Annotated in this window: 23 protein-coding genes; 1 reads left to right on the forward strand and 22 read right to left on the reverse strand. The window is 53.2% G+C overall.

Annotated elements, in window-relative coordinates; genetic code table 11:
• Window positions 1-7 precede the first annotated feature (7 nt).
• The 9 genes from panC to ACFSO0_RS17595 all read right to left on the reverse strand — a co-directional run bounded on the left by panC (window position 8) and on the right by ACFSO0_RS17595 (window position 7722).
• The gene (panC, locus tag ACFSO0_RS17555) at window positions 8-868 is read right to left on the reverse strand and encodes a pantoate--beta-alanine ligase (protein WP_376882404.1); all 861 of its coding nucleotides are present in this window, start codon (window positions 866-868) and stop codon (window positions 8-10) included.
• Complete coding sequence (gene panB, locus ACFSO0_RS17560) at window positions 865-1728, reverse strand: 3-methyl-2-oxobutanoate hydroxymethyltransferase (RefSeq protein WP_376882407.1); 864 nt, start codon at window positions 1726-1728, stop codon at window positions 865-867. The genes panC and panB overlap by 4 nt, the downstream gene beginning before the upstream one ends.
• 262 nt (window positions 1729-1990) lie before the next feature.
• Complete coding sequence (locus tag ACFSO0_RS17565) at window positions 1991-2974, reverse strand: biotin--[acetyl-CoA-carboxylase] ligase (protein WP_376882410.1); 984 nt, start codon at window positions 2972-2974, stop codon at window positions 1991-1993.
• Window positions 2964-4187, reverse strand: coding sequence for a CCA tRNA nucleotidyltransferase (locus tag ACFSO0_RS17570; RefSeq protein ID WP_376883249.1), 1224 nt, complete (start codon window positions 4185-4187; stop codon window positions 2964-2966). The genes ACFSO0_RS17565 and ACFSO0_RS17570 overlap by 11 nt, the downstream gene beginning before the upstream one ends.
• A 143-nt stretch (window positions 4188-4330) precedes the next feature.
• Complete coding sequence (bshA, locus tag ACFSO0_RS17575; RefSeq protein WP_376882413.1) at window positions 4331-5446, reverse strand: N-acetyl-alpha-D-glucosaminyl L-malate synthase BshA; 1116 nt, start codon at window positions 5444-5446, stop codon at window positions 4331-4333.
• A gap of 17 nt (window positions 5447-5463) precedes the next feature.
• A complete protein-coding gene (gene bshB1, locus ACFSO0_RS17580; RefSeq protein WP_376882415.1) occupies window positions 5464-6159 on the reverse strand; it encodes a bacillithiol biosynthesis deacetylase BshB1 in 696 nt (231 codons plus the stop codon).
• The gene (locus ACFSO0_RS17585; protein ID WP_376882417.1) at window positions 6156-6569 is read right to left on the reverse strand and encodes a methylglyoxal synthase; all 414 of its coding nucleotides are present in this window, start codon (window positions 6567-6569) and stop codon (window positions 6156-6158) included. The genes bshB1 and ACFSO0_RS17585 overlap by 4 nt, the downstream gene beginning before the upstream one ends.
• Before the next feature lie 59 nt (window positions 6570-6628).
• Window positions 6629-7381: a 4-hydroxy-tetrahydrodipicolinate reductase gene (gene dapB, locus ACFSO0_RS17590; protein WP_376882420.1), complete on the reverse strand. Its 753-nt coding sequence runs from the start codon at window positions 7379-7381 to the stop codon at window positions 6629-6631.
• The gene (locus ACFSO0_RS17595; RefSeq protein WP_376882422.1) at window positions 7381-7722 is read right to left on the reverse strand and encodes a nucleotide pyrophosphohydrolase; all 342 of its coding nucleotides are present in this window, start codon (window positions 7720-7722) and stop codon (window positions 7381-7383) included. Before ACFSO0_RS17595 ends, dapB begins: the two co-directional genes overlap by 1 nt.
• Window positions 7723-7942: 220 nt before the next feature.
• On the opposite strand from ACFSO0_RS17595, the gene ACFSO0_RS17600 reads away from it, so the two are divergent.
• Window positions 7943-8800: a YitT family protein gene (locus tag ACFSO0_RS17600; protein WP_376882425.1), complete on the forward strand. Its 858-nt coding sequence runs from the start codon at window positions 7943-7945 to the stop codon at window positions 8798-8800.
• An 88-nt stretch (window positions 8801-8888) separates the two neighbouring features.
• Here ACFSO0_RS17600 and ACFSO0_RS17605 read toward each other — a convergent pair whose 3' ends face one another.
• The 13 genes from ACFSO0_RS17605 to aroA form a co-directional block, all read right to left on the reverse strand.
• On the reverse strand, window positions 8889-9704 hold the full coding sequence (locus tag ACFSO0_RS17605; RefSeq protein WP_376882427.1) for a sporulation protein YpjB: 816 nt from the start codon (window positions 9702-9704) through the stop codon (window positions 8889-8891).
• Window positions 9705-9752: 48 nt separating this feature from the next.
• Window positions 9753-10349, reverse strand: a complete 597-nt coding sequence (locus ACFSO0_RS17610; RefSeq protein WP_376882430.1) for a DUF1405 domain-containing protein — start codon at window positions 10347-10349, stop codon at window positions 9753-9755.
• A gap of 77 nt (window positions 10350-10426) precedes the next feature.
• Entirely contained in the window at window positions 10427-11221 is a 795-nt protein-coding gene (locus ACFSO0_RS17615) for a menaquinol-cytochrome c reductase cytochrome b/c subunit (protein ID WP_376882433.1), read from the reverse strand.
• A 30-nt stretch (window positions 11222-11251) separates the two neighbouring features.
• The gene (gene qcrB / locus ACFSO0_RS17620; RefSeq protein WP_376882436.1) at window positions 11252-11923 is read right to left on the reverse strand and encodes a menaquinol-cytochrome c reductase cytochrome b subunit; all 672 of its coding nucleotides are present in this window, start codon (window positions 11921-11923) and stop codon (window positions 11252-11254) included.
• A gap of 1 nt (window position 11924) precedes the next feature.
• On the reverse strand, window positions 11925-12443 hold the full coding sequence (locus ACFSO0_RS17625) for a Rieske (2Fe-2S) protein (protein ID WP_376882438.1): 519 nt from the start codon (window positions 12441-12443) through the stop codon (window positions 11925-11927).
• Window positions 12444-12665: 222 nt separating this feature from the next.
• Window positions 12666-13094 carry a DUF2487 family protein gene (locus ACFSO0_RS17630; protein WP_376882441.1) on the reverse strand — a complete coding sequence of 143 codons (429 nt, stop codon included), beginning with the start codon at window positions 13092-13094 and terminating at the stop codon, window positions 12666-12668.
• A 77-nt stretch (window positions 13095-13171) separates the two neighbouring features.
• Window positions 13172-13387 carry an IDEAL domain-containing protein gene (locus tag ACFSO0_RS17635; protein ID WP_376882444.1) on the reverse strand — a complete coding sequence of 72 codons (216 nt, stop codon included), beginning with the start codon at window positions 13385-13387 and terminating at the stop codon, window positions 13172-13174.
• A gap of 9 nt (window positions 13388-13396) precedes the next feature.
• Entirely contained in the window at window positions 13397-14515 is a 1119-nt protein-coding gene (locus tag ACFSO0_RS17640) for a hypothetical protein (protein WP_376882446.1), read from the reverse strand.
• Window positions 14516-14626: 111 nt separating this feature from the next.
• Window positions 14627-15571: a tetratricopeptide repeat protein gene (locus ACFSO0_RS17645; protein WP_376882449.1), complete on the reverse strand. Its 945-nt coding sequence runs from the start codon at window positions 15569-15571 to the stop codon at window positions 14627-14629.
• A 105-nt stretch (window positions 15572-15676) separates the two neighbouring features.
• Window positions 15677-16327: a zf-HC2 domain-containing protein gene (locus ACFSO0_RS17650; protein ID WP_376882451.1), complete on the reverse strand. Its 651-nt coding sequence runs from the start codon at window positions 16325-16327 to the stop codon at window positions 15677-15679.
• The gene (locus ACFSO0_RS17655; protein ID WP_376882454.1) at window positions 16324-16914 is read right to left on the reverse strand and encodes an RNA polymerase sigma factor; all 591 of its coding nucleotides are present in this window, start codon (window positions 16912-16914) and stop codon (window positions 16324-16326) included. Before ACFSO0_RS17655 ends, ACFSO0_RS17650 begins: the two co-directional genes overlap by 4 nt.
• Window positions 16915-17060: 146 nt before the next feature.
• Window positions 17061-18176 carry an amidohydrolase family protein gene (locus tag ACFSO0_RS17660; RefSeq protein WP_376882456.1) on the reverse strand — a complete coding sequence of 372 codons (1116 nt, stop codon included), beginning with the start codon at window positions 18174-18176 and terminating at the stop codon, window positions 17061-17063.
• Between the two features lie 325 nt (window positions 18177-18501).
• The gene (gene aroA, locus ACFSO0_RS17665; protein WP_376882461.1) at window positions 18502-19782 is read right to left on the reverse strand and encodes a 3-phosphoshikimate 1-carboxyvinyltransferase; all 1281 of its coding nucleotides are present in this window, start codon (window positions 19780-19782) and stop codon (window positions 18502-18504) included.
• Window positions 19783-19836 lie beyond the last annotated feature (54 nt).

The raw sequence follows: 19836 nt of genomic DNA on the forward strand, positions 1-19836 counted from the left end.
GTCGCTCTTAGATGGTGGTAATCAAATTGTCGATCAGTCGCGTCTTTCCAAAGCGGACAGCCAGCGCCACGATGATCGATTGTCCCGGGGTGCGCGCCGAAACGGGGGAAAGATCCGGATAGGTAAGCAGCTCCACATAATCGATCTGCGCCAGCGGCATTTCTGAAATCATCTGGATGATTCGTCCGCGCACCTCATCCAGGGCAACCCCTTCTGCCAGCCACTTTTCCGCATGTTTCAGGCTGCGCGAGAGAACCAACGCCTGCTCGCGCTCCTCTGCAGACAAATACACGTTGCGCGAGCTTAAAGCAAGGCCGTCCGCCTCCCGCACGATCGGACAAGGGACGATCTCGACTGGCATGGACAGGTCGAACGCCATCTGGGTGACGACTGCGACCTGCTGCGCGTCTTTTTGCCCGAAAAAGGCGTAATCCGGCTGAACGATCTGAAACAGCTTGGTCACCACTGTCGCCACGCCATCGAAATGGCCGGGACGGGATTTGCCGCACAGCTGCTCCGTCACCGTCGATACGGATACGTTCGTCAGCATCGGCTTCGGATACATCTCGCTCACTTCGGGGGTAAACAGCAGATCGACGCCCGCCGAACGGGCCAGCTCCCGGTCGCGCTCCAAATCGCGCGGATAGCGGTCGAAGTCTTCGTTGGGGCCAAATTGCAACGGGTTGACAAAAATGCTCATGACGACCAGGTCGCATTTTTCTCTCGCCGCCTTCACGAGACTCAGATGGCCTTCATGCAGGAAGCCCATGGTCGGCACGATGCCAATGGTCTTGCCCTGGCGCCGTGCTTCCTTTATATGAACGCGCATTTCTGCGATCGTGCTGATTTGCTGCATCGTCTGAATCATGACTGAGTCACCCTTTCACCGTACAACTGTTTGATCGTATCCTCCGAAGCGTGAAAGACATGCTCGGAAGCAGGAAAACTGCGGTTCTCCACTTCGCTGACATACGACGCCACCGCTTCCTTGATGGCCGCGCCGATGTCCGCATAGCGCTTCACGAATTTCGGCGTGATCTGCGAAGCGTAGCCGAGCACATCATGGAAAACGAGGACTTGACCGTCGCAAGTCACACCCGCTCCGATGCCAATGACCGGAATTTCCAATTTTTTCGCAATCATCCCGGTCACCTCTTCTGGCACGCACTCCAGAACGAGCGCAAACACTCCCGCTTCCTGCAGGGCAAGGGCGTCATCCAGCAGCCGCTGTGCCTGTTCCAGGTCTCTGCCCTGCACTTTGTAGCCGCCCAGCTGGTGGACGGATTGCGGCGTCAGCCCGATATGCCCGACCACAGGGATGCCTGCCTGGACACAGCGTGTGATGAGCGGGGCAAGCTCTTTTCCGCCTTCCATTTTGACGGCTTTCGCTCCGCCCTCCTGCATCAGCCGTCCTGCATTTTTCACGCCTTCCTCCACCGTGCCGTGGTAGCTGAGAAACGGCAGGTCGGTCACGACAAAAGCCCGTCTCGCCGCACGGGTCACTGCTTTCGTATGATGGACCATGTCTTCCATCGTCACGGGAATCGTCGAGTCGTAGCCAAGGACGACCATACCGAGCGAATCCCCGACGAGAATCATGTCGACCCCGGCTTCTTCGACCAGCCTCGCCGATGGGTAGTCGTATGCTGTCATCATGGTGATGGGAATGCCCGCTTCTTTCTTTTTCCGAATGTCGGAAGTCGTGATTGGTTTGTTGCCATTTGCCATTCTTTTCCACCTCTGTACGCGCTAAACCTGTGGGCAAATGGAATCAAAAAACCTTCTCGCCGAATACGGGAGAAGGTTGTCCATGCCAAAGAGACATACAGCATCTTTACGGATTTCCTTCTGTCTCGGTCCTCACAGGCTCTGAGCAGATTTTTGTCCATACACGATTCATTCACTTAGGTATACGCAAATAGACCAAAAATACTCCGGGAGTACCGTTCACCGCAGTGATACAGCCTCCACCTGGAGTATAACAGAAGATTTACGGATTTGCACGATAATTGACGTCAGCTGAATACACTTTGTGGATGGCGCCTGTCTCGTCTTCGACCATCAGCACGCCCTCATCGTCCAGCGCCACGGCACGCCCCTCAAGCTTTTGCGAGATCGTCTGGACACTCACCCACCGGCCGATCGTGTAGGAGTTCTTCTCCCATTCCGTCTTTACCCGCTCGAAGCCGTGCTGCAAGTAATAGTCGTATTCCTCTTCAAAAAAGCGGCAAAATTGCCGGATAAACGCAGCCCGTTTCACCGGCTGACCCGATTCGATCCGAAGCGAGGTCGCAATCGCGGCCAGTTCTTCCGGAAAGTCTGCTTCCACGCTGTTCGCATTGATGCCGATGCCGATTACCAGATAATTGACGCGGTCGGATTCCGCATTCAGCTCGGTGAGAATCCCGCACACCTTTTTATCCCCGATGAAAATATCATTGGGCCATTTGATTTTCACCGGCAGTCCCGTCTCTTCGCGAATCGTTCGTGCGACAGTCACGGCCGTCAATAGCGTGATCTGCGGCGTCTTGGGCAAAGGGATCGCCGGACGAATGACCAGGCTCATCCAGATGCCTGTTCCTTTTGGCGAATGCCAGGGACGGCCCAGCCGGCCTTTTCCGCCCGTCTGCATCTCTGCGAGCACCAGCGTGCCTTCTTCTGCGCCCTTTGCCGCAGCCTCCTGGGCGAGCGGCTGCGTTGACACAACTTCATCATAGGCGATCACGCGCTGACCGATGTGTTTGGTGTCCAGGCCTGCCGTAATCTCGGCGGCGGACAGGCGATCGGGAGCCGCAATCAGCCGATAACCCGATTTGCGAACCGCCTCTACCTCATAGCCGTCCTTGCGCAGCTCCTCGATGTGCTTCCAGACAGCCGTCCGCGAGCAGCCGCACGTCTGGCTCAATTCTTCGCCGGAAATAAACTCGCCGGGATGATCGTGAAACGCTTTGATAATGACCTGTTTAATGTTCATCTCGTGCTACCTCTCTCTTCGCTGCCTCAAGCAAGGCTTCCGGTGTGTTTGGCAGCCCGTGCAAGGCAGCCTGTATCAGCAATGTGTCCAGGACGCGGCTGATCCATTCGCCCGGTTTCTTCTGCATGGCTACCTGTAAATCCATGCCGGTCACAGCAAGGTCTTTCACCGATTTGACGGGCATCGCATTATACGTCGCCTCAAGGTCCCGGAAGACCGCTTCTTCCCGCCTGTTCCACCAGCAACCGCGCAGGGCCGACGCCAGCTCGCGGCAAGTCTTTTCACCTTTCGCCAGCAGCAGCGGTCCCCATTCCACGGCTTTTGAGACGTCCCAATCCGGTTGCACCCGGTTCAACAAGGCTACCAGTACAGCGATCGCTTCCGTATCACGCTTCGACATGCGCAGCTGGGCACAAATCTGCCGGGCCGCTTCTTCGTCAAAAGCGGCAGCGTACATGAGGACGGCCCATTTTTGCGTTAATGACTCCAGATGGACCAACCGCCACGCTTGGGCACTCGCCCGCTCGACCAATTGCACGAGCAGCGGGGAGTACGCGAACAGCTTCGTCTCGTGGAGCAGCTGGCAGCCTTTGTGGGGCGCCTGGCTGTCCCATGTCTTGTTCAGTTCTTCCCGCACCCGCTCGACAGCAATGTGCGCGAGCAGGGGTGCTGTCTTTTTCATCGCCAGCAGCGTCCCCGGCTCAATCGCGAAGTCCAGCTGTGCGGCAAAGCGGATGCCCCGCAGCAAACGCAAAGCATCTTCGCGAAAACGCTGCTCCGGCTCTCCAACAGCGCGTACGACGCGATCCGCGAGATCTTTTCGCCCGTCAAACGGGTCTTGCAAATTTCCGCGACGATCCATCGCCATCGCATTCATCGTAAAATCGCGCCGTTCGAGATCCAGCCGCAGTTCGGCGACAAACTGCACATCGCTCGGCCGCCGGTAGTCCTCGTACTTTCCTTCTGTGCGAAACGTCGTCACTTCAAAAAACAGGCCGTTCATCTTTACAGAGACCGTCCCGTGCTTGAGCCCGGTAGGGACAGGGTCGGGAAAAAGGCGAATCACGTCGCCAGGATGGGCATTCGTACATATATCTATATCGTGAACGGGTCTTCCGAGCAGCCAATCGCGGACGCAGCCACCGACGTAATAGGCTTCAAAGCCATGCTCCTCCAAGGTTTGCAGTATCCGTACCGCCTGTTCTTTTCCCATGCTCGCTCCCTCTGTTCCCATCCCTTCCACCTGCCAAAGGAGGAATCTGCGATGAAGTTTTTATACGGTCTCTTCATCTTTATTTCCAAATTGCACCAAATCGCCAAAAGCAACAGCCATCGTCCATAATGTTCATGCTACTGTTATCCGAGCAGCTGCTTATAAAGCGCCTCGTATTGGGACGCAATCGTCTCGTGGCAAAACGTCTGGCAGGACCGCTCAATGCCGTTGCGGGAAAAAGTCCGGTACATCTCTTCATCCTGAAGCAGACGAATCGTCCCCTGCGCCATCCCCTCGACATCGCCGATCGGATACAAGTAGCCGGTTACCCCGTCGAGCACGACTTCCGGCAAACCGCCGGCAGATGAAGCCACGACAGGCACTCCGCACGCCATCGCTTCCAGCGCGACAAGCCCGAAGCTCTCCTTTTGGGAAGGCAGCAGCATGACATCCGCCAAAGACAGGACCTCAGCCACGTCTTCCTGCTTGCCTAAAAAGCAAACGTCCCTGGTCAAGCCTCGCTCTGCAATCATATTGCGGACGGCGCCCATCTCCGGCCCTTCTCCGATCAGAATGAGGCGGGAAGGTACTACCTCGCGCACCTTGGCGAAAACCTCCACGACATCCGGCACTCGTTTGACCGGACGGAAATTGGAGATGTGCATGAGAATTTTTTCGCCCCGAGGCGCAAATTTTTTCTTCAGCTCCCCGACTTCTTTCGGGTAGTAGCGCCGTTTGTCTACAAAGTTGTAAACGGGAACGATCTCTTTTTCTACGTTTAGCAACTCTTTCGTCTGCCGGATCAAATCGTTGGAGACGGCTGTCACCATGTCGCTGCGCTCGATACCGAAGCGAATGAGCTCGCTGAGGTTGGAATCGTAGCCGAGCACGGTAATGTCCGTCCCGTGCAGCGTTGTCATGATCTTCAGATGCGGTCCGACCATCTGCTTTGCCAAAAACGCGCACAAGGCGTGCGGTACGGCGTAATGCACATGCAGCAAATCCAGCTTTTCATTGTGCGCGACTTGCGCCATTCGGCTGGCCAGTGTCAAATCGTAAGGCGGATATTTGAACACATCGTAGTTGTTTACTTCTACTTCGTGGTAAAAAATGTTCGGATGAAAGGCCCCGAGGCGAAACGGCATGCCCGAGGTAATAAAATGCACCTGATGTCCCCGCTCCGCAAGCAATTTGCCCAATTCCGTGGCAACGACGCCTGATCCGCCCAGGGACGGGTAACAGGTAATCCCGATGTTCATTCTGGAAGTCACTCCTTCTACAGGTTGGCCAATACATAAGGCGCAGCACTCACAAAACCTTCTGCGTAGGTGACGCCGGCTTGCTGGCCAAACAGACGCTCCCGATACTCGACCATCTCCAGGTACCCGTTTGTCAGCGGAGTGGCAACACTGCCTTCCTCCAGTTCAAATTGACTGCGGTAACATCGCAGAACCTCCATTTTGTCCGGGTAAACGGAGGTGACATCGACGACAACCTGTGGAGTCACCGTCGAATTGATAAAGTAGTAGAGCAATTGCCCTGGCCGATATGCCGGATGTCCTTTTTCTGCCTGATATTTGCGGATTCCCGCGTTGAAGACAGCTTCACGGACGATTCGGCTGACGCTCTCGTGGTCGGGATGCCGATCCTGATGGTATGGAGCCAGCACGATCTTCGGACGGGTCTGGCGAATCAGCTCAACCACCCGGCTGATCGCCTCATCCCGTACGGCTTCCAGACCACGGTCCGGCAAGCCGAAGTTGTACCTTCTGATAACACCGAGCAATTTGTCGGCTGCCGCCGCTTCCTGCTGACGGCGCTCTACATCTCCGTTGGACGACAGCTCCGCACGGGTCAGATCCAATATCCCGACGCGCTTGCCCTGCCTGGCTGCCACAATCAAGCTGCCGGCGGCACCGATCTCCACATCGTCCGGATGTGCCCCGATCGCCAGTATATCCAGGTCATTCATTTTTGTTCATTCTCCTTATGTACCACATCACGCCAGTCCAGTTCACCCCCCTGCAACGCCTTGAGCAAGATTTCTGCCGTCGCCAGGTTGGTGGCAAACGGGATTTTATGCACGTCGCACAGGCGAAGCAGCGCGGTAATGTCCGGCTCATGCGGCTGAGCTGTCAGCGGATCACGCAAAAAGATGATGAGATCCATTTCGTTACGGGCGATCATGGCACCGATCTGCTGGTCTCCGCCCATCGGTCCGGACAAGACGCGGGTGACGGGCAAGCCTGTCGCTTCCATGATGCGCAGACCAGTCGTTCCGGTCGCAAACAGCGTATGCTGACTCAAGATCGCTGCATAAGCCATCGCCAATTGAACGATTTCTTCCTTTTTTCGATCGTGAGCTATCAAAGCAATTTTCATATAGACCTCTCCCTTCCTGTTCTCTTGTGATCGCTCATGCCCTTGTTTTATACATTTGTTTAATCAATCAAATGTTCCAAACCGTAGATCAGATTCGACATGTTGACAACTGCCTTGATTGCCATATTGACGCCCGGCATGAAGGATTCGCGGCTGATGGAGTCATGGCGAATGGACAGCGTCTGCCCGACAGCTCCGAACAGCACCTCCTGATGCGCGACCATGCCCGGCAGGCGGACGCTGTGGATACGGAAACCCTCATACTCTCCGCCGCGCGCGCCCGGGATGATTTCCTTTTCTTCCGGATGCCCTTGTCGAATATTTTCCCGCACAGTTGCAATCATCTCCGCCGTTTTCAGCGCAGTGCCGCTCGGAGCGTCAAGCTTGCGGTCGTGGTGCAGCTCGATAATTTCTACATGCGGCATGTATTTGGACGCCATCACCGCAAACTTCATGCACAAAATCGCCCCGATCGCGAAGTTCGGTGCGATAATCGCCCCAAGACCTGCCTCGTGGTAGCGTTCCGTCATCTCCTGCAGCTGTTCCGGCGTCAGCCCGGTCGTCCCTACGACAGGCCGCACTCCGTATTGCAAGCAAATTTCCAAGTGGCGGTATACGCTGTGCGGCGTTGTGAAATCCACCAGCACATCCGGTTTCATTGCTTCCATCTGCTCCTGAATGGACGCCTCATCCCCACGCGTTTCCAGGTTGCCTGTATAGATGAGCTGAGCATCTTCCCCCAGCATTTTGACGACCTCTTGACCCATTCGACCATTTGCTCCTGCGACTGCGACACGAATCTGTTTTTCCATTAGTCCTGCTTCGCTCCTATTCTCGTCCAGCGATCTTTATCGCGTGTATTAAATTTGTGCATAATACGATCAAATGCTTCCTGCAAGTCGATTCCCAGGGAGTTGGCGAAGCAGATGACGATAAAGAGCACGTCGCCCAGCTCCTCCTCCACGGTTTTTTCACCCTCGTCGCGCTTTTTGGGCTTTTCGCCGTAGTAGTGATTAATCTCACGAGCCAGCTCTCCTACTTCCTCGGTCATACGCGCCATCATGGACAGGGGAGAAAAATAGCCCTCTTTGAATTGCGATATGTACTTGTCCACTTCCTGCTGCATTTCCTGCATGGTCTTTTGTCGTTCCATCGGCTCACTCCATTTCCTTGAACATGCTTGTCTCTTTCACTTATCGTAACCGAAAAGGCTTCATTTGCCAAATCTCAATGCTTCCGCTTTCCAGCATATGGACAATGGAAGAAACGTTCCATTATAATGGCAATCGTATGGCATCAGGTAACGTGGCATTTCGCTGCATCACAGGCCAATCGGGAGCGCCATCAAACCGCTTGGCGAACAGGAGGACTTTATGAATGTACGTCTCAAGAGCATCATTGCCATCATCCTTGGATCTGCCATCATGGGGTTCGGCATCAACTCCTTCAACATTCCGAACCACCTGGCAGAGGGCGGCATCACAGGCATCAGCATTTTGATCAAGCTGCTGTTCCCCGGCGTGGATCAAGGGATCGTATTCCTGGTGCTAAACGTGCCGCTGTTCATTCTCGGGTGGAAAATTCTCGGCCGGACATCCTTCTTTTATACGATCCTTGGAACCGTATCCCTCTCCGTCTTTTTGTCCGTGTTTGACAATGTTCTCCCCCTCCCGATGAACGATCGCTTGCTCGCTTCACTGTATGCGGGAGTGGCTGTTGGTGTCGGCCTGGGCATCATTTTCCGCTACGGCGGGACTACAGGCGGCGTCGATATCATCGCGCGGCTGTTGCAAAAATATATGGGAGTCAGCATGGGGCGTACGCTCTTTTTGGGCGACATTCTCGTCATCGGCGCCTCTTTGGTCTATTTGAATCTGGAGAGCGCGATGTACACGCTCGTCGCCGTTTTCATCGCGGCACGCGTGATCGACTTTTTCCAGGACGGCGCGTACGCTGGCAAAGCACTGACGATCATTTCCGAGCGTACGGAAGAAATTTGCAAGCAGATTTTGGATCTTGGCCGCGGCGTTACACTGTTTTCGGGCAAAGGAGCATTTTCTGGCAACGACAAGCAGGTCATTTACGTTGTCGTCAGCCGCAATGAAGTCATGCGCCTCAAAAGCATCGTCCAGGAAGTAGATCCGCACGCCTTTGTCATCGTCAACGACGTTCACGAGGTGCTGGGCGAAGGCTTTACACTCGACGAAAACAAGCAGCCGATCCAAAGCTAGACAGCAGTACCGAAACAAAAAGACGCGGCTCGATACTGGCCCGCGTCTTTTTCCATATCTGGAAGCCCCAGCTTCATTCCCCCCTGTTTCAGGCAGAGCGGATTTCTCCATCGTATTTTCGCCACGCCGCATACGATAGGCAGATAAGCAAGGCTACCCCTACAGAGATGATCATCGTCATCGGAGAATCCGGGCGCATGATCAACCGGGCAAAGGTGCTTCTCTCTTCGCCCAGAAAAGCAAGCTGCATCGATCCGCTTAAATCTCGCAGCGCCTCTCGCACCTGTTGCCAATCAATCCGCGCATTGCGTAATTCTTTGGATATGTCGTCGTAAGCCTGGGAAATCGACGCCATCTGTTCTTCCGGCAGGCGAATGCTCATGGCTGGTTTGATTGCCAGATACAATCGATAGTTTTCGTCAAATTGATCGCGAAATTGCGAATAATTCCGCTCGACCGCAGATTGCTGCAAATTTTGCACCTGGGTCGCAAAAGAAGAATAGTAGCTTCTCCACATCGGTTGATGCACATGTGTCAAAGCATCAATCGCTACCCGCACCTGTGTGGCATGCCACAGCAGTTGCTGCTCGCTTGCATTCGCAGAGGCGAAGCTTTGCTTGGCTGCGAGGATCGACTGCGTAACCGCATTGAGGCTCTCAATCCGGATCGGCACCGGCAAATGCTGGTTGGGAAATTGCTCCGCAAGCTCCTTAATATGCTTTTGCGCGTTCTCGATGTCTCCTTTTTTTACATTGGCTAACAGCTCGTTTGCGATCTGATCGAGAGCTGCCAACTGTTTTTCTTCAACAGGCTGATCCAGCTTGGAATAAAGATTGTGGATGGGCCATGACAAGAACAGACCGATCACCAGGAAAAACAGCAAGTAGCGGATGTTTTTCTTCAACGCAAAAACCTCCTTTCCCTTGTACAGACTATGGAAAGGAGGACAAGATTAGACCTTGTTTGTTATGGATTTGCTATTCACAAACCAGATGACAGAGATGGAAATCAGGCTGAGAAGAACCGTAAACAAGCCAACAATCCCTTCGTAAGGGTCGAGTACACTCGGCAACCATGGATGAATATTCATCACGTAATCCAGAAAGTCGTTATTCAGGGTCCATAAAGCCGCGATTCCGACAGGCAGCAGACTCAACTTGTAAAACCGTGCATACAGGACAGATTCCACAGCCATTCCTGAATGCGAGATGATTAACATGACGTCCGTCCAGCGCACTTCATTCCCCATCATCCATCCAGCCAAGATCACGCATACCGCCCAAACACCATATTTAAAATTGGTTATGCCCGCTAATGCTTCCAGTACGGGAATGTGGCGACCCAACAAATAGGTAAGCAGAACCAGCGTAAAGAGTCCGCTCCCGGTTGGGCTATCCGGAACAAAAGGTGTTAAGAACGCGGGTGTCTCTGCCAATTGGTTGCCGTACCAAATAAATCCGTAGATCGTCCCCAGCAGATTGATGACAAACAGCGTCCAAAGAAACCATCTTTTCCCCAACGAATGCCTAAACCACTCCCACCAGATCATATGATTATCGTCTCCCGCTATGTACGCCGCTAAAGAAAAAGCTGACCTTTGCGTCAGCCAGCTTTTTCCCTATTAGCTTATTTCAAGCTTGCCATATATTCAGCCAGCTTTTTAATTTCCTCTTCATCCTTGATCATACCGCCAGGCATTGCAGGCGGTTTCCCGTTATGGATGATGTCGGCAATTTGCGTGGCATCGTATTTACTACCGATTTTTTGCAGGTTAGGACCAACGGCCCCTTCCATGTTTTGACCGTGGCAACCCATACAGCTTGTTTGCGCTTTCCAAATGGCATCCGCCTTGAAGCTGGAATCAGCAGGAGCCGGAGCTGCAGCACTGGAACCGCCGCCTCCGCCATGTCCACCGCCCGCTTTCGGGTGATTGAGGGAGTGCTCGTGGTCGGCTGCCCAGGTCAGATAGAAAATCCCTACCAGAGCCGTCAGCATCAAACCGGTCGCTACAGGGCGCTTGCTTGGACGGCGTTCTTTGCTGCTATCCAGCCAAGGAGCCAGCATCAAACCGCCGAATGCCACGCCAGGGATAATGATGGTTCCGAGGACTACCCAGTCACCGGATGCCCAAGGAAATTTCAGCATTTGGTACAGAAACAGGAAGTACCAGTCTGGCAACGGAACGAAGGAAGTATCGTTCGGGTTTGCCTTGTCAGTCAGCGGCGACGGATGGGAAACCGTCAGCACGAGGAATCCGACCAGGCAGACAGCTGCCACCATCCACTCTTTCAGCAGGAAGTTCGGCCAGAAAGGTTCCGTTTTTCCCGGAAAATCGGAGTAGGATGGAGAAATGTTCGGGATGCGCTTCGCCGATACCCGCGAGTCTCCGACGAAGGTAGCATCTTTGTCATGTTTAGCCATGCTATTACCTCCTTAGTGATCGAAGACTGATTATAGGGGTCCGGAAATACCTTGTGTGCGAATCATTACAAAGTGAGCTCCCAGGAGGCCAAGCAGTGCGCCTGGCAGGAAGAACACGTGGATGGCAAAGAAGCGGGAAAGCGTCTGTGCCCCTACGATGTCTCCGCCTGTCAACAGCATCTTGACATAAGGACCAATAAGCGGAACGGAGTTAGCAATCTCCAGACCTACTTTGGTCGCAAAGTAAGCGGTATTATCCCAAGGAAGCAGATAACCGGTGAAGCCAAGGCCCAGCATGACGAAGAAGATCAGCATGCCGACTACCCAGTTCAGCTCGCGAGGCTTTTTGTAAGCCCCTGTAAAGAATACGCGCAACGTATGTAGGAACATCATCACGATGACCAAGCTGGCACCCCAGTGATGCATACCGCGTACGATTACCCCGAAGGCCACTTCATTCTGCAGGTAGTTGACGGATTCCCACGCATTGATGATGTCTGGCACATAGTACATCGTCAGGAACATGCCAGACAAGATTTGAATAACAGTAATAAAGAACGTTAGGCCACCAAAGCAGTAAACGAAAGCGGAAAAATGATGCGCCGGGTTCACGTGCTCAGGTACTTCATGGTCTGCCAAATCGCGCCACATCGGAGTGATGTTCAGGCGCTCATCGACCCAGTCATACATTTTTTGCAACATCTTAGCCTGTCACCCCCGGACGAGGATTTGCTTTTACTTTCCCCAGATACAGCTTTCCATCTTTTACTTCTGTCTCATACTCATCGAGGGATACTGTCGGAGGTGTACCCAGGATGTGTTCACCGTTAATGGTATAACGGCCCAAATGGCACGGACAGAAATACTGATTCGGGTGTTCAGGATTGGCATTCCAGTCTACTGTACAACCCAAATGCTTACAGATCGGGGACAGAGCGAGGATCTCACCCTTGTCGTTTTTGGTAATCCAGGCAGACAGTGTAGATTCGGATTCATACCAACCGTCCTTGGTATGTACCTTAAATTCCACGCGCTTCGGCTCGGCACCAAACTCATCCGGACTGCCAACTGCCACTTTATCTCCACCTGCATGTCCTTTTAGCAAGGGATCAACCGCAAAGCGAATCATTGGAGTGGTCATACCCGCTAGAAGGAACCCGCCAGTTCCCATCAGAGCGTAGTTCAAGAATGTACGTCTGGACATTTCGCGTTTGTCGCCCATCTCTTTTTTCCCTCCTTATCCTGTAAAATAGCGCTGCGATGGCGTTTTCTTACATATACACTAGGTCAATCCCAATCATAGCTAACGCCTTTTCAGATGTCAAGAATGTCCAGTGGACATGTCTGATTCCAATCCCTGCAAGGAAGATGATTGTTGCTATTTTGTCAAAAATAGCGTATTGCCCCTCCCATTTTCCTGTAGTATTACCTGAAACCGCTTTCTCTATTGCTTCCTGTTCGTTTGCCAAAAACGAATGATTTCTTTGTACAATACATCAACGGTCACTTCAAAACGAAGCGCAGATTCAAGTTCCTCATCCCCGACTGGAAGCATCCATACATTGCGTCCCGTCTCAGCCTCCACGCTACGCACGCGATCGCTGCGAAAATGAAGGAGCACACAGAAGTCAAAGCCATCCGGTATCGGCTGCGCAGGCTGCTCGTCCGCGAAATGGTAGCTGACCGGAAACAGGAGTACCCTGCCCTTTAGTTTTTGTTCGATTGCCGCCGCTACGTTCAATAGGTAATTCATCCGCAGCACATGCTCGGACACGGACACGCCGGAGCGGTACAAATAAATAGGGAGAAGTGCGGTGTCCACAAAAACCCGCATCTCCTCCCAGTTTTCGGTTTCAGCCACATTCCACTGCATAACGTCGTCTCCTCTTCCACACGTAGATTATGGAAACTAGCGTACCATGAATCTGCGGAGACTGGCAATTGCTCCTCCTACGCCTGTTCGTAGGACATGATTTCCTTGAGTTCGTCGGTCAGGCGCAAGAACACTTCCTTGTCCTTGTTCGCCAAGGCTTCGTCAATTTCCTGATACAATGTGCGCTTTCGATAAAGGCGCATCTGCTCGTCGATCACCATCTCTGACAGCAGTCCGGTTACCATTTGATTGTTTGTTCCGTACGCGTTGGAATAGAAACTTGGCCACTCCATACCCATCCCTCACTTCAATGAAATAGTCGTTTCCGTAAAGCCATTGTATTTGCGAAGCCATGTCTGGCTGGCGTACGTCGCCGTGTACAGCCATTGCCCGTCATCGTCCTGGCCGACCCGGAGCAATCCGAGATGTACCATCATCTTGCAGACGCGGTTCATCAAAATGTTGGAAGGTTCATCGTAGTAGAACTCCTTGATCCACGGCAGGAGCGTCTCCTGCAATGTCTGCAGGCTGACCCACCCGCCTGCCGCAATCAGCGGAATGAGCTGAACCAGCATCGGCAGATTCGGGATCGCTCGCTTGTACAGACGCATCCAGAAGCGTATCAGATCGTGGTAATGCTGATCCTCGTAAGAAAGCTGCAATCGCTCCCTGCCCTCGTCTGTGATGGCGACGCACCCGTCTGCCTCTTCAATCCATTTGTGAAAGTAGCAATAGTCGTAGAGCAGCGAAAACCGATCCGGATACTGGTCAAAATGCAGCCCGTAGCCAAAGCGCCATTTTTGCGGCTGCAGCGGCTCTTCCTTCACGTGCAGGAACTGGAACAGCTGCTGCTGGTGCCGCTTGTACATTCCGCCCTCTGCCGTGAGGGGAAGCGGCGCTTGCTGCAGGAATTGTAAAAATTGCATGATATCGTCACAAAGCGCAGTTCCTTCATCGCGATAGGCTTTTGGCCCTGGTGTGACCAACCGGTGTTCGCCGCGCCACCGCTCCAGCCAGCCCTGCAAGTACGGCTCGCGGATGTCCGAAGGAATCTGGTACATTCCCACCGTTTTGCTCTTGGCCGGAAAGATCCATCCCCGTCGCATCGCGGCAGCAATATAGCGGCGGGCTTCCTCCTGCCTTTTTTCCTTGCTGCAATCCAGCACGATCCCCGCCTTGGCCAGCAAGTCTTCCAGCGACATGACCGTTCGTTTATCGAGGAACAGCAGCAAGAAAAAATGCGTTTCCTCGCTCGTCAATTGTTCAACTTCTTGCGAGATTGTCAGCCTGTGCCGCAGACTGGACAACAGTGACGTAATCAGGTCGTTTTTGGAATGAGGGTTGCATTCGCATCCGTAATGGTTGGCAATTTGATGGAGCTGCCGGATATCGGTGTACACCAAGATCTCAGCCAAGTTCATCCTTGCACCCCTTCTTTGCGATGACATCCTTGTATCCCTCATTCTTGCCAATATGCGGAAAAATAAACAGGAAGCCACCAGCGTGACTTCCTGATTTCTTTGCGTTTAAGGTTACTCCTCTTCGGCTTGTTCGTCCCACAGATCGTGCAACTGCTGGTATTCCTTGGCTTCGTCGTAGCGACCTGCCTGGGTCAAGAGGGCGATCAGACGGCGAATCTGGTCCAGATCAAACCCTGACAGAGCGACGTACTGCTTCAAGGATTCGATTGCCTTTTCCGTTCGGCCCAGGGAAAGCTCGATGTCTGCCGCGAGCGGGTAAACCGCGACGTATTCCTCATCCAGGGCCTGCAAGCTGTTGACCAGATCAGAGGCTTCCTCCAGGCGGCCAAGGTGGAACGCCATCATTGCGCACCCGTAGAGAACCTCCGGGGAATGGTCGAGCAAAAGCGCCTGCCGGAACACTTGATAAGCCTGTTCAAACTGACCTCCCTGCGCGAGCGACCGTCCCTTGATCATCAGCAAGGAGAGACTCTCCTCCCCTGCCTGCTCCAGCACCTTCAAGGCTTTCTGATCCTCGCCGATGCGGAAGTACAGATTGCCAAGGGCAACGAGCAAGTCCTGGTTGTCCGGTTCTTTCTGGCGCGCCTGTTCCAGGTATTTCACAGCGACTTCGTCCAGATCCTGCAAGGCGTACAGATCTGCCAGCAGCAAATCGAGCTGAATGCTCTCATAGCCGGACTCCTTCAATTCGTAAAGCAAGTGCTGCGCCGTCTCATAATCGCTGGAATCAAGCGCGATTTCTGCCATAAGCATTTGGCACTCGCGGCGCAGCGACGGCTCCATTCCCGAATTTTTCTCCACGACTTCGGTGAGCAGGGCGGACGCCTCCTCCAGATGTCCCAGCCGGTACCATACTTCTGCCAGATATATCATCACTTCCGGCAAATCCCTGCCGTGTTCCTGCACTTTTTGCAGGGCGGTCAGTCCAAGTTCCACTTCGTCGTTCTCGATACGCTTGACTGCTTCGTCTATGACATAGAGCCATTTTTTCGGCATTGCTGCTCACCTCATATGTAAAGTTGCGCGGATGATACCACCCGTTGTAGAGCTACAAAAGACCGTCCGAGGACGGTCTTTTTCTTACCTTACGATCATATACCATTATGCTCGCGTTAGCCAGCTCATTGTAATCACCGTAACAAGAATGCCAAAAACACTGAGCACGACGCTGTAGTTGGGTTTGGTAAAGTCGCTGTTGTCCGGCTTTCCATCGACCGGCACGATGGATGCAGTTGCGTTCGCGAGGGGCTCGTCTTGCGCGCTTGGCGTCCCCGCTTCTACTACATAGGTACCATCGTCAGACTGCATGGAGGAAGAAATCACCTGTACCTTTGGCGTGTTCAGCGCCATGACTTCACCGTTAATCACCAGGGAGTCTGCCTGTTCTGTCGAGCTGGTATTCAAATACAGCGTGAAACTGAACAACATCAGCAGCACGACGGCAACACTCGCGCCCATACGCCGCATTCTGGCTGTCACGCTAAAGATTTTCCGTCCAATCGGAATGGCCCATTTCTCTTCGGAGAGAATTCGAGCCATGACCGCATCAACGATCGAGCGAGATGGAGTGACAGAGTGGTATTCTTCCTTGTCCATCTTCATCCATTCTCCGCTGTCCGACCAAACCTCATAATCAGCGCGACAGGCAAAACAGGTTGCCATGTGATTGTCTACACGGCGCCTGGTAACCTCGGGTAGCAGATTTTCGGCGTATTCAGGTAACATTTCCTGAACTTCTTCACATCTCATCATCGATTCATCCCTTCAGCTTCATCCAAATGAGGGTCCAGGATGTAGGTTTCCAACTGTCCTCTAATACTTTGCCGCGCGCGGAACAGCAATGATTTTACGGAGCTGACTGTCAAATCGAGGATCGTCGCGATCTCGGAATAATCCATCTGCTCATATTCTCGCAAAATGAGAGCCGAACGCTGTTTTTCCGGCAAGTTGTTGATCGCCTGTCTGACCATCAGCTCCCGTTCGTTGCGAAGCAGCACTTGTTCGGGCAACGCCTTGGCAGAGGCAACAGGAACTTGCAGTGTATCATCGAGATACACGTCCGAATTGCGGCTTTTGCGCAGCTCGCTGAGCACGGTGTTGCGGGCAATCGTATAGAGCCAGGTAGAAAAAGTAGCTTCTACATCTCGGAAAGAGTGAATGCTTTTATACGCCTTGTAAAACGTCTCTTGACAGATATCCTCTGCGATATGTTCCAGATGAGCCTGGCGAAGTAAGTGAGTAACAAAGGAGAGGATCTTTTTCTCATATCGACGAATCAGTTCAGCATAGCATTCCAGATTACCTTCTTTAATCTCTCGGATAAGCTGGGAATCGGTCATGATCAGGATTACCTCCTTGCGATTCCGATCCCCAAGCGGCCTTTTGCATAATTAGACTGCCGGGGATGTAAAAAGTTGCGCGTGCCTACGATTCTTTTCTCGGTAGTTTCCTGGAATCCTTCACGAAAAAACCCCCAAATATGGGGTTATATGACATATGAGTAGGGCCTGGTGTCGAACAGACGCCGTCCCATGCCAATTGAAGAGCAAAACCGCATATCTCGATAGATCCATCTTCCATTCGACATAACAGATGTTGGAAGGTGCGTTTCGCTAAAATTGAGAATAGTGGAAACATCAAACTTTGTCAACCAGTTTTCCGTTTTCAGGAAAACGATATCCGCGTCAGAGCCAGGCAGCAACGCTCCTTTTGCCGGATAAAGACCGACTGCCTTCGCCACGTTTGCCGAGGCGAGCCGGACGATCAGACAAAGCAGTTCCTCATCGCTGCACCAGCTTCGGCGAACGTCGAACTGGATGTCGTGCAGCGGAGCGATGTAGGGCAAATTGCGGAACCAATGCCGGTGCATTTGCCGCATGGCTCGCTCTGTCCACTCTCTGCTGAGTCGAAAAATATGGTAGTACGAATCCGTATCGAGATCGTACCTTGCTGTGGAATCGGTGAGTACCGTGCGAAGCTTCCAATACCGGGTGGCTGTGAGCCAAAGCTGCAGGAGCCTCTCTCTCTGCTCCTTGGCCATCGAACCAGGAGGCACGTGTAAGTGAAGAATCGTCTTATTTGACGTATGTAAACGCGAAATCGTTTCCCAGTTTATGCTGGAAAAATCTTCTTCATCCCGCATCCGGATGAGCAGAGAAGGATATCCGGAATGGAACCACCTGGCTGCCTCTCCTCCGCCCAACTGCCTCGCATCGATTCCGACATGCCACACGTAATCGATCATGCTATTAAAATGGGCCGTTTGCTGATAACGAATCTGGGAGTCATTCATCCAGGCTTCAGGATCGAACGTATCGACAAGGCTTGTACAGCCTCTTTTGATGAAGTTCTGGATGCATGACATGTATTGATTCCGCTCCTTCACCCGATAGATTGGGCTGTCGGGAATGGCGATAAAACCGGGCAGCAAGTACATTCCCGTCGCATCCAGCTCGACAGGGGGCTTCGTCAGTGAAATTTTTGGCATCGTATCTTTGGCAACACGCGTGATCTTGCCGTTTGCGATCCAAATATCTGCCTCTTTCACATAGAACGGGGTCACAATCTTCCCGCCGCGAATGACGATTTCTTCTCTCACCACTGCTCGTCCCCCTCACGATCCCTGGTCCTCGAGTTCCGATTTGTACGAGCATATGCGTGAATCAGGCAAAAAGTACAAAAAAATACCGCCGTTGATGTAAGCGCATTCAAACGACGGTAGCACGATCGTGCTATAGATATTGGATAGGAGTGGAGAGAAACCATACTGTATTTTTATAATAAACGGAATGTAAGCGCTTGTCAAATCATTTTCGCTAAAAACAGAGAGCGTAAATTTTTTTCTGCTGATGGAAGCAAGGTCAGCTCCCCCATCCCTGGGCAAAACAAAACCCGCATGCGCGCATGCGGGTGCCTCTTCGTTTTGCTTACTCGCTGATTTGCTCCAGCAAAGCCGCGAACCCAGGGAACGAAACGTTGATCGCTTCATCATTGGCGATCTCTGTTTCGCCTGCTGCAGCAAGGCCGGCAATCGCCATCGCCATGCCAATCCGGTGATCGCCCATGCTATCGATCGACGCTCCTGTCAACTTGCTCTCCCCTTCAATAATCATGCCATCGTCTGTCGGGATCACTTTCGCCCCGAATTTGGACAGCTGGCTTACAACCGTGGCGATCCGGTCCGTTTCTTTCACCTTCAGCTCCTGGGCGTCGCGAATGACGGTACGCCCTTTTGCCTGTGTCGCCATGACGGCAATCACCGGAATTTCGTCAATCAGCCGTGGAATGATGTCACCCGCGATCTCGATTCCGTGCAACGGGGAATGCTTGACCAGCAGATCGGCAATCGGCTCTTCGTTCACTACCCGTTCGTTGAGCAACACAAGGTCTCCGCCCATTTCCCTGACCACGTCGATGATTCCCGTCCGTGTCGGGTTGACCCCTACGTTTTCAATCAGAAGGGAACTGCCTGGGACCATCATCACGGCTGCGATCAGAAAAGCTGCGGAAGAAATGTCGCCTGGCACCTGAATCGCTCGTCCACGCAGCGTCTGGCCGCCTTCTACCGAGACGGTCAGGCCGTCACGAACGACCTGCACGCCGAACGCCTGCAACATCCGCTCCGTATGGTCGCGGGACAAGTGCGGCTCTGTCACGCTGGTAACCCCTTTCGCCTGCAAGCCCGCGAGCAATATGGCCGACTTGACTTGCGCGCTGGCGACGGGAGATTGGTACGAAATACCTTGCAGTTCTCCCCCGCGAATGGCCAGCGGCGTGAATTCCCCGTCTTTGCGGCCGTCGATTTTCGCGCCCATCTGGCGGAGCGGCCCGATTACCCGGCGCATCGGCCTTTTGGCAATGGACTCGTCGCCTTCCATCACAACATGAAAAGGCTGTGTTGACATGATGCCGGCCATCAGGCGAATCGTCGTGCCGGAGTTGCCCACGTCCAGCCTTTCCGTCGGCTCTTGCAGCCCGTACCATCCTTTGCCGTGTACCGTTACCTTGTCCCCTGCCTGTTCGATCACGATCCCCATGCGGCGGAAGCAGCTGATCGTGCTCAGGCAGTCGGCACCTGGCAGGAAGCCTTCAATGGTCGTCGTCCCTTCAGCCAGAGACCCGAACATGACCGCCCGATGCGAAATGGATTTGTCTCCCGGAACTCGAACGGTTCCTTTTATTTTTTTGGCTTGTCTTACGCGAAGCACGGTTCCACTCCCCTTTAATTGTCTAACAGTCATGCTGTGAAGCGTCTTCGTTGT

The organism is Brevibacillus sp. GCM10020057 (assembly GCF_042683565.1).
In the GTDB taxonomy this organism is placed as follows: Bacteria; Bacillota; Bacilli; order Brevibacillales; family Brevibacillaceae; genus Brevibacillus.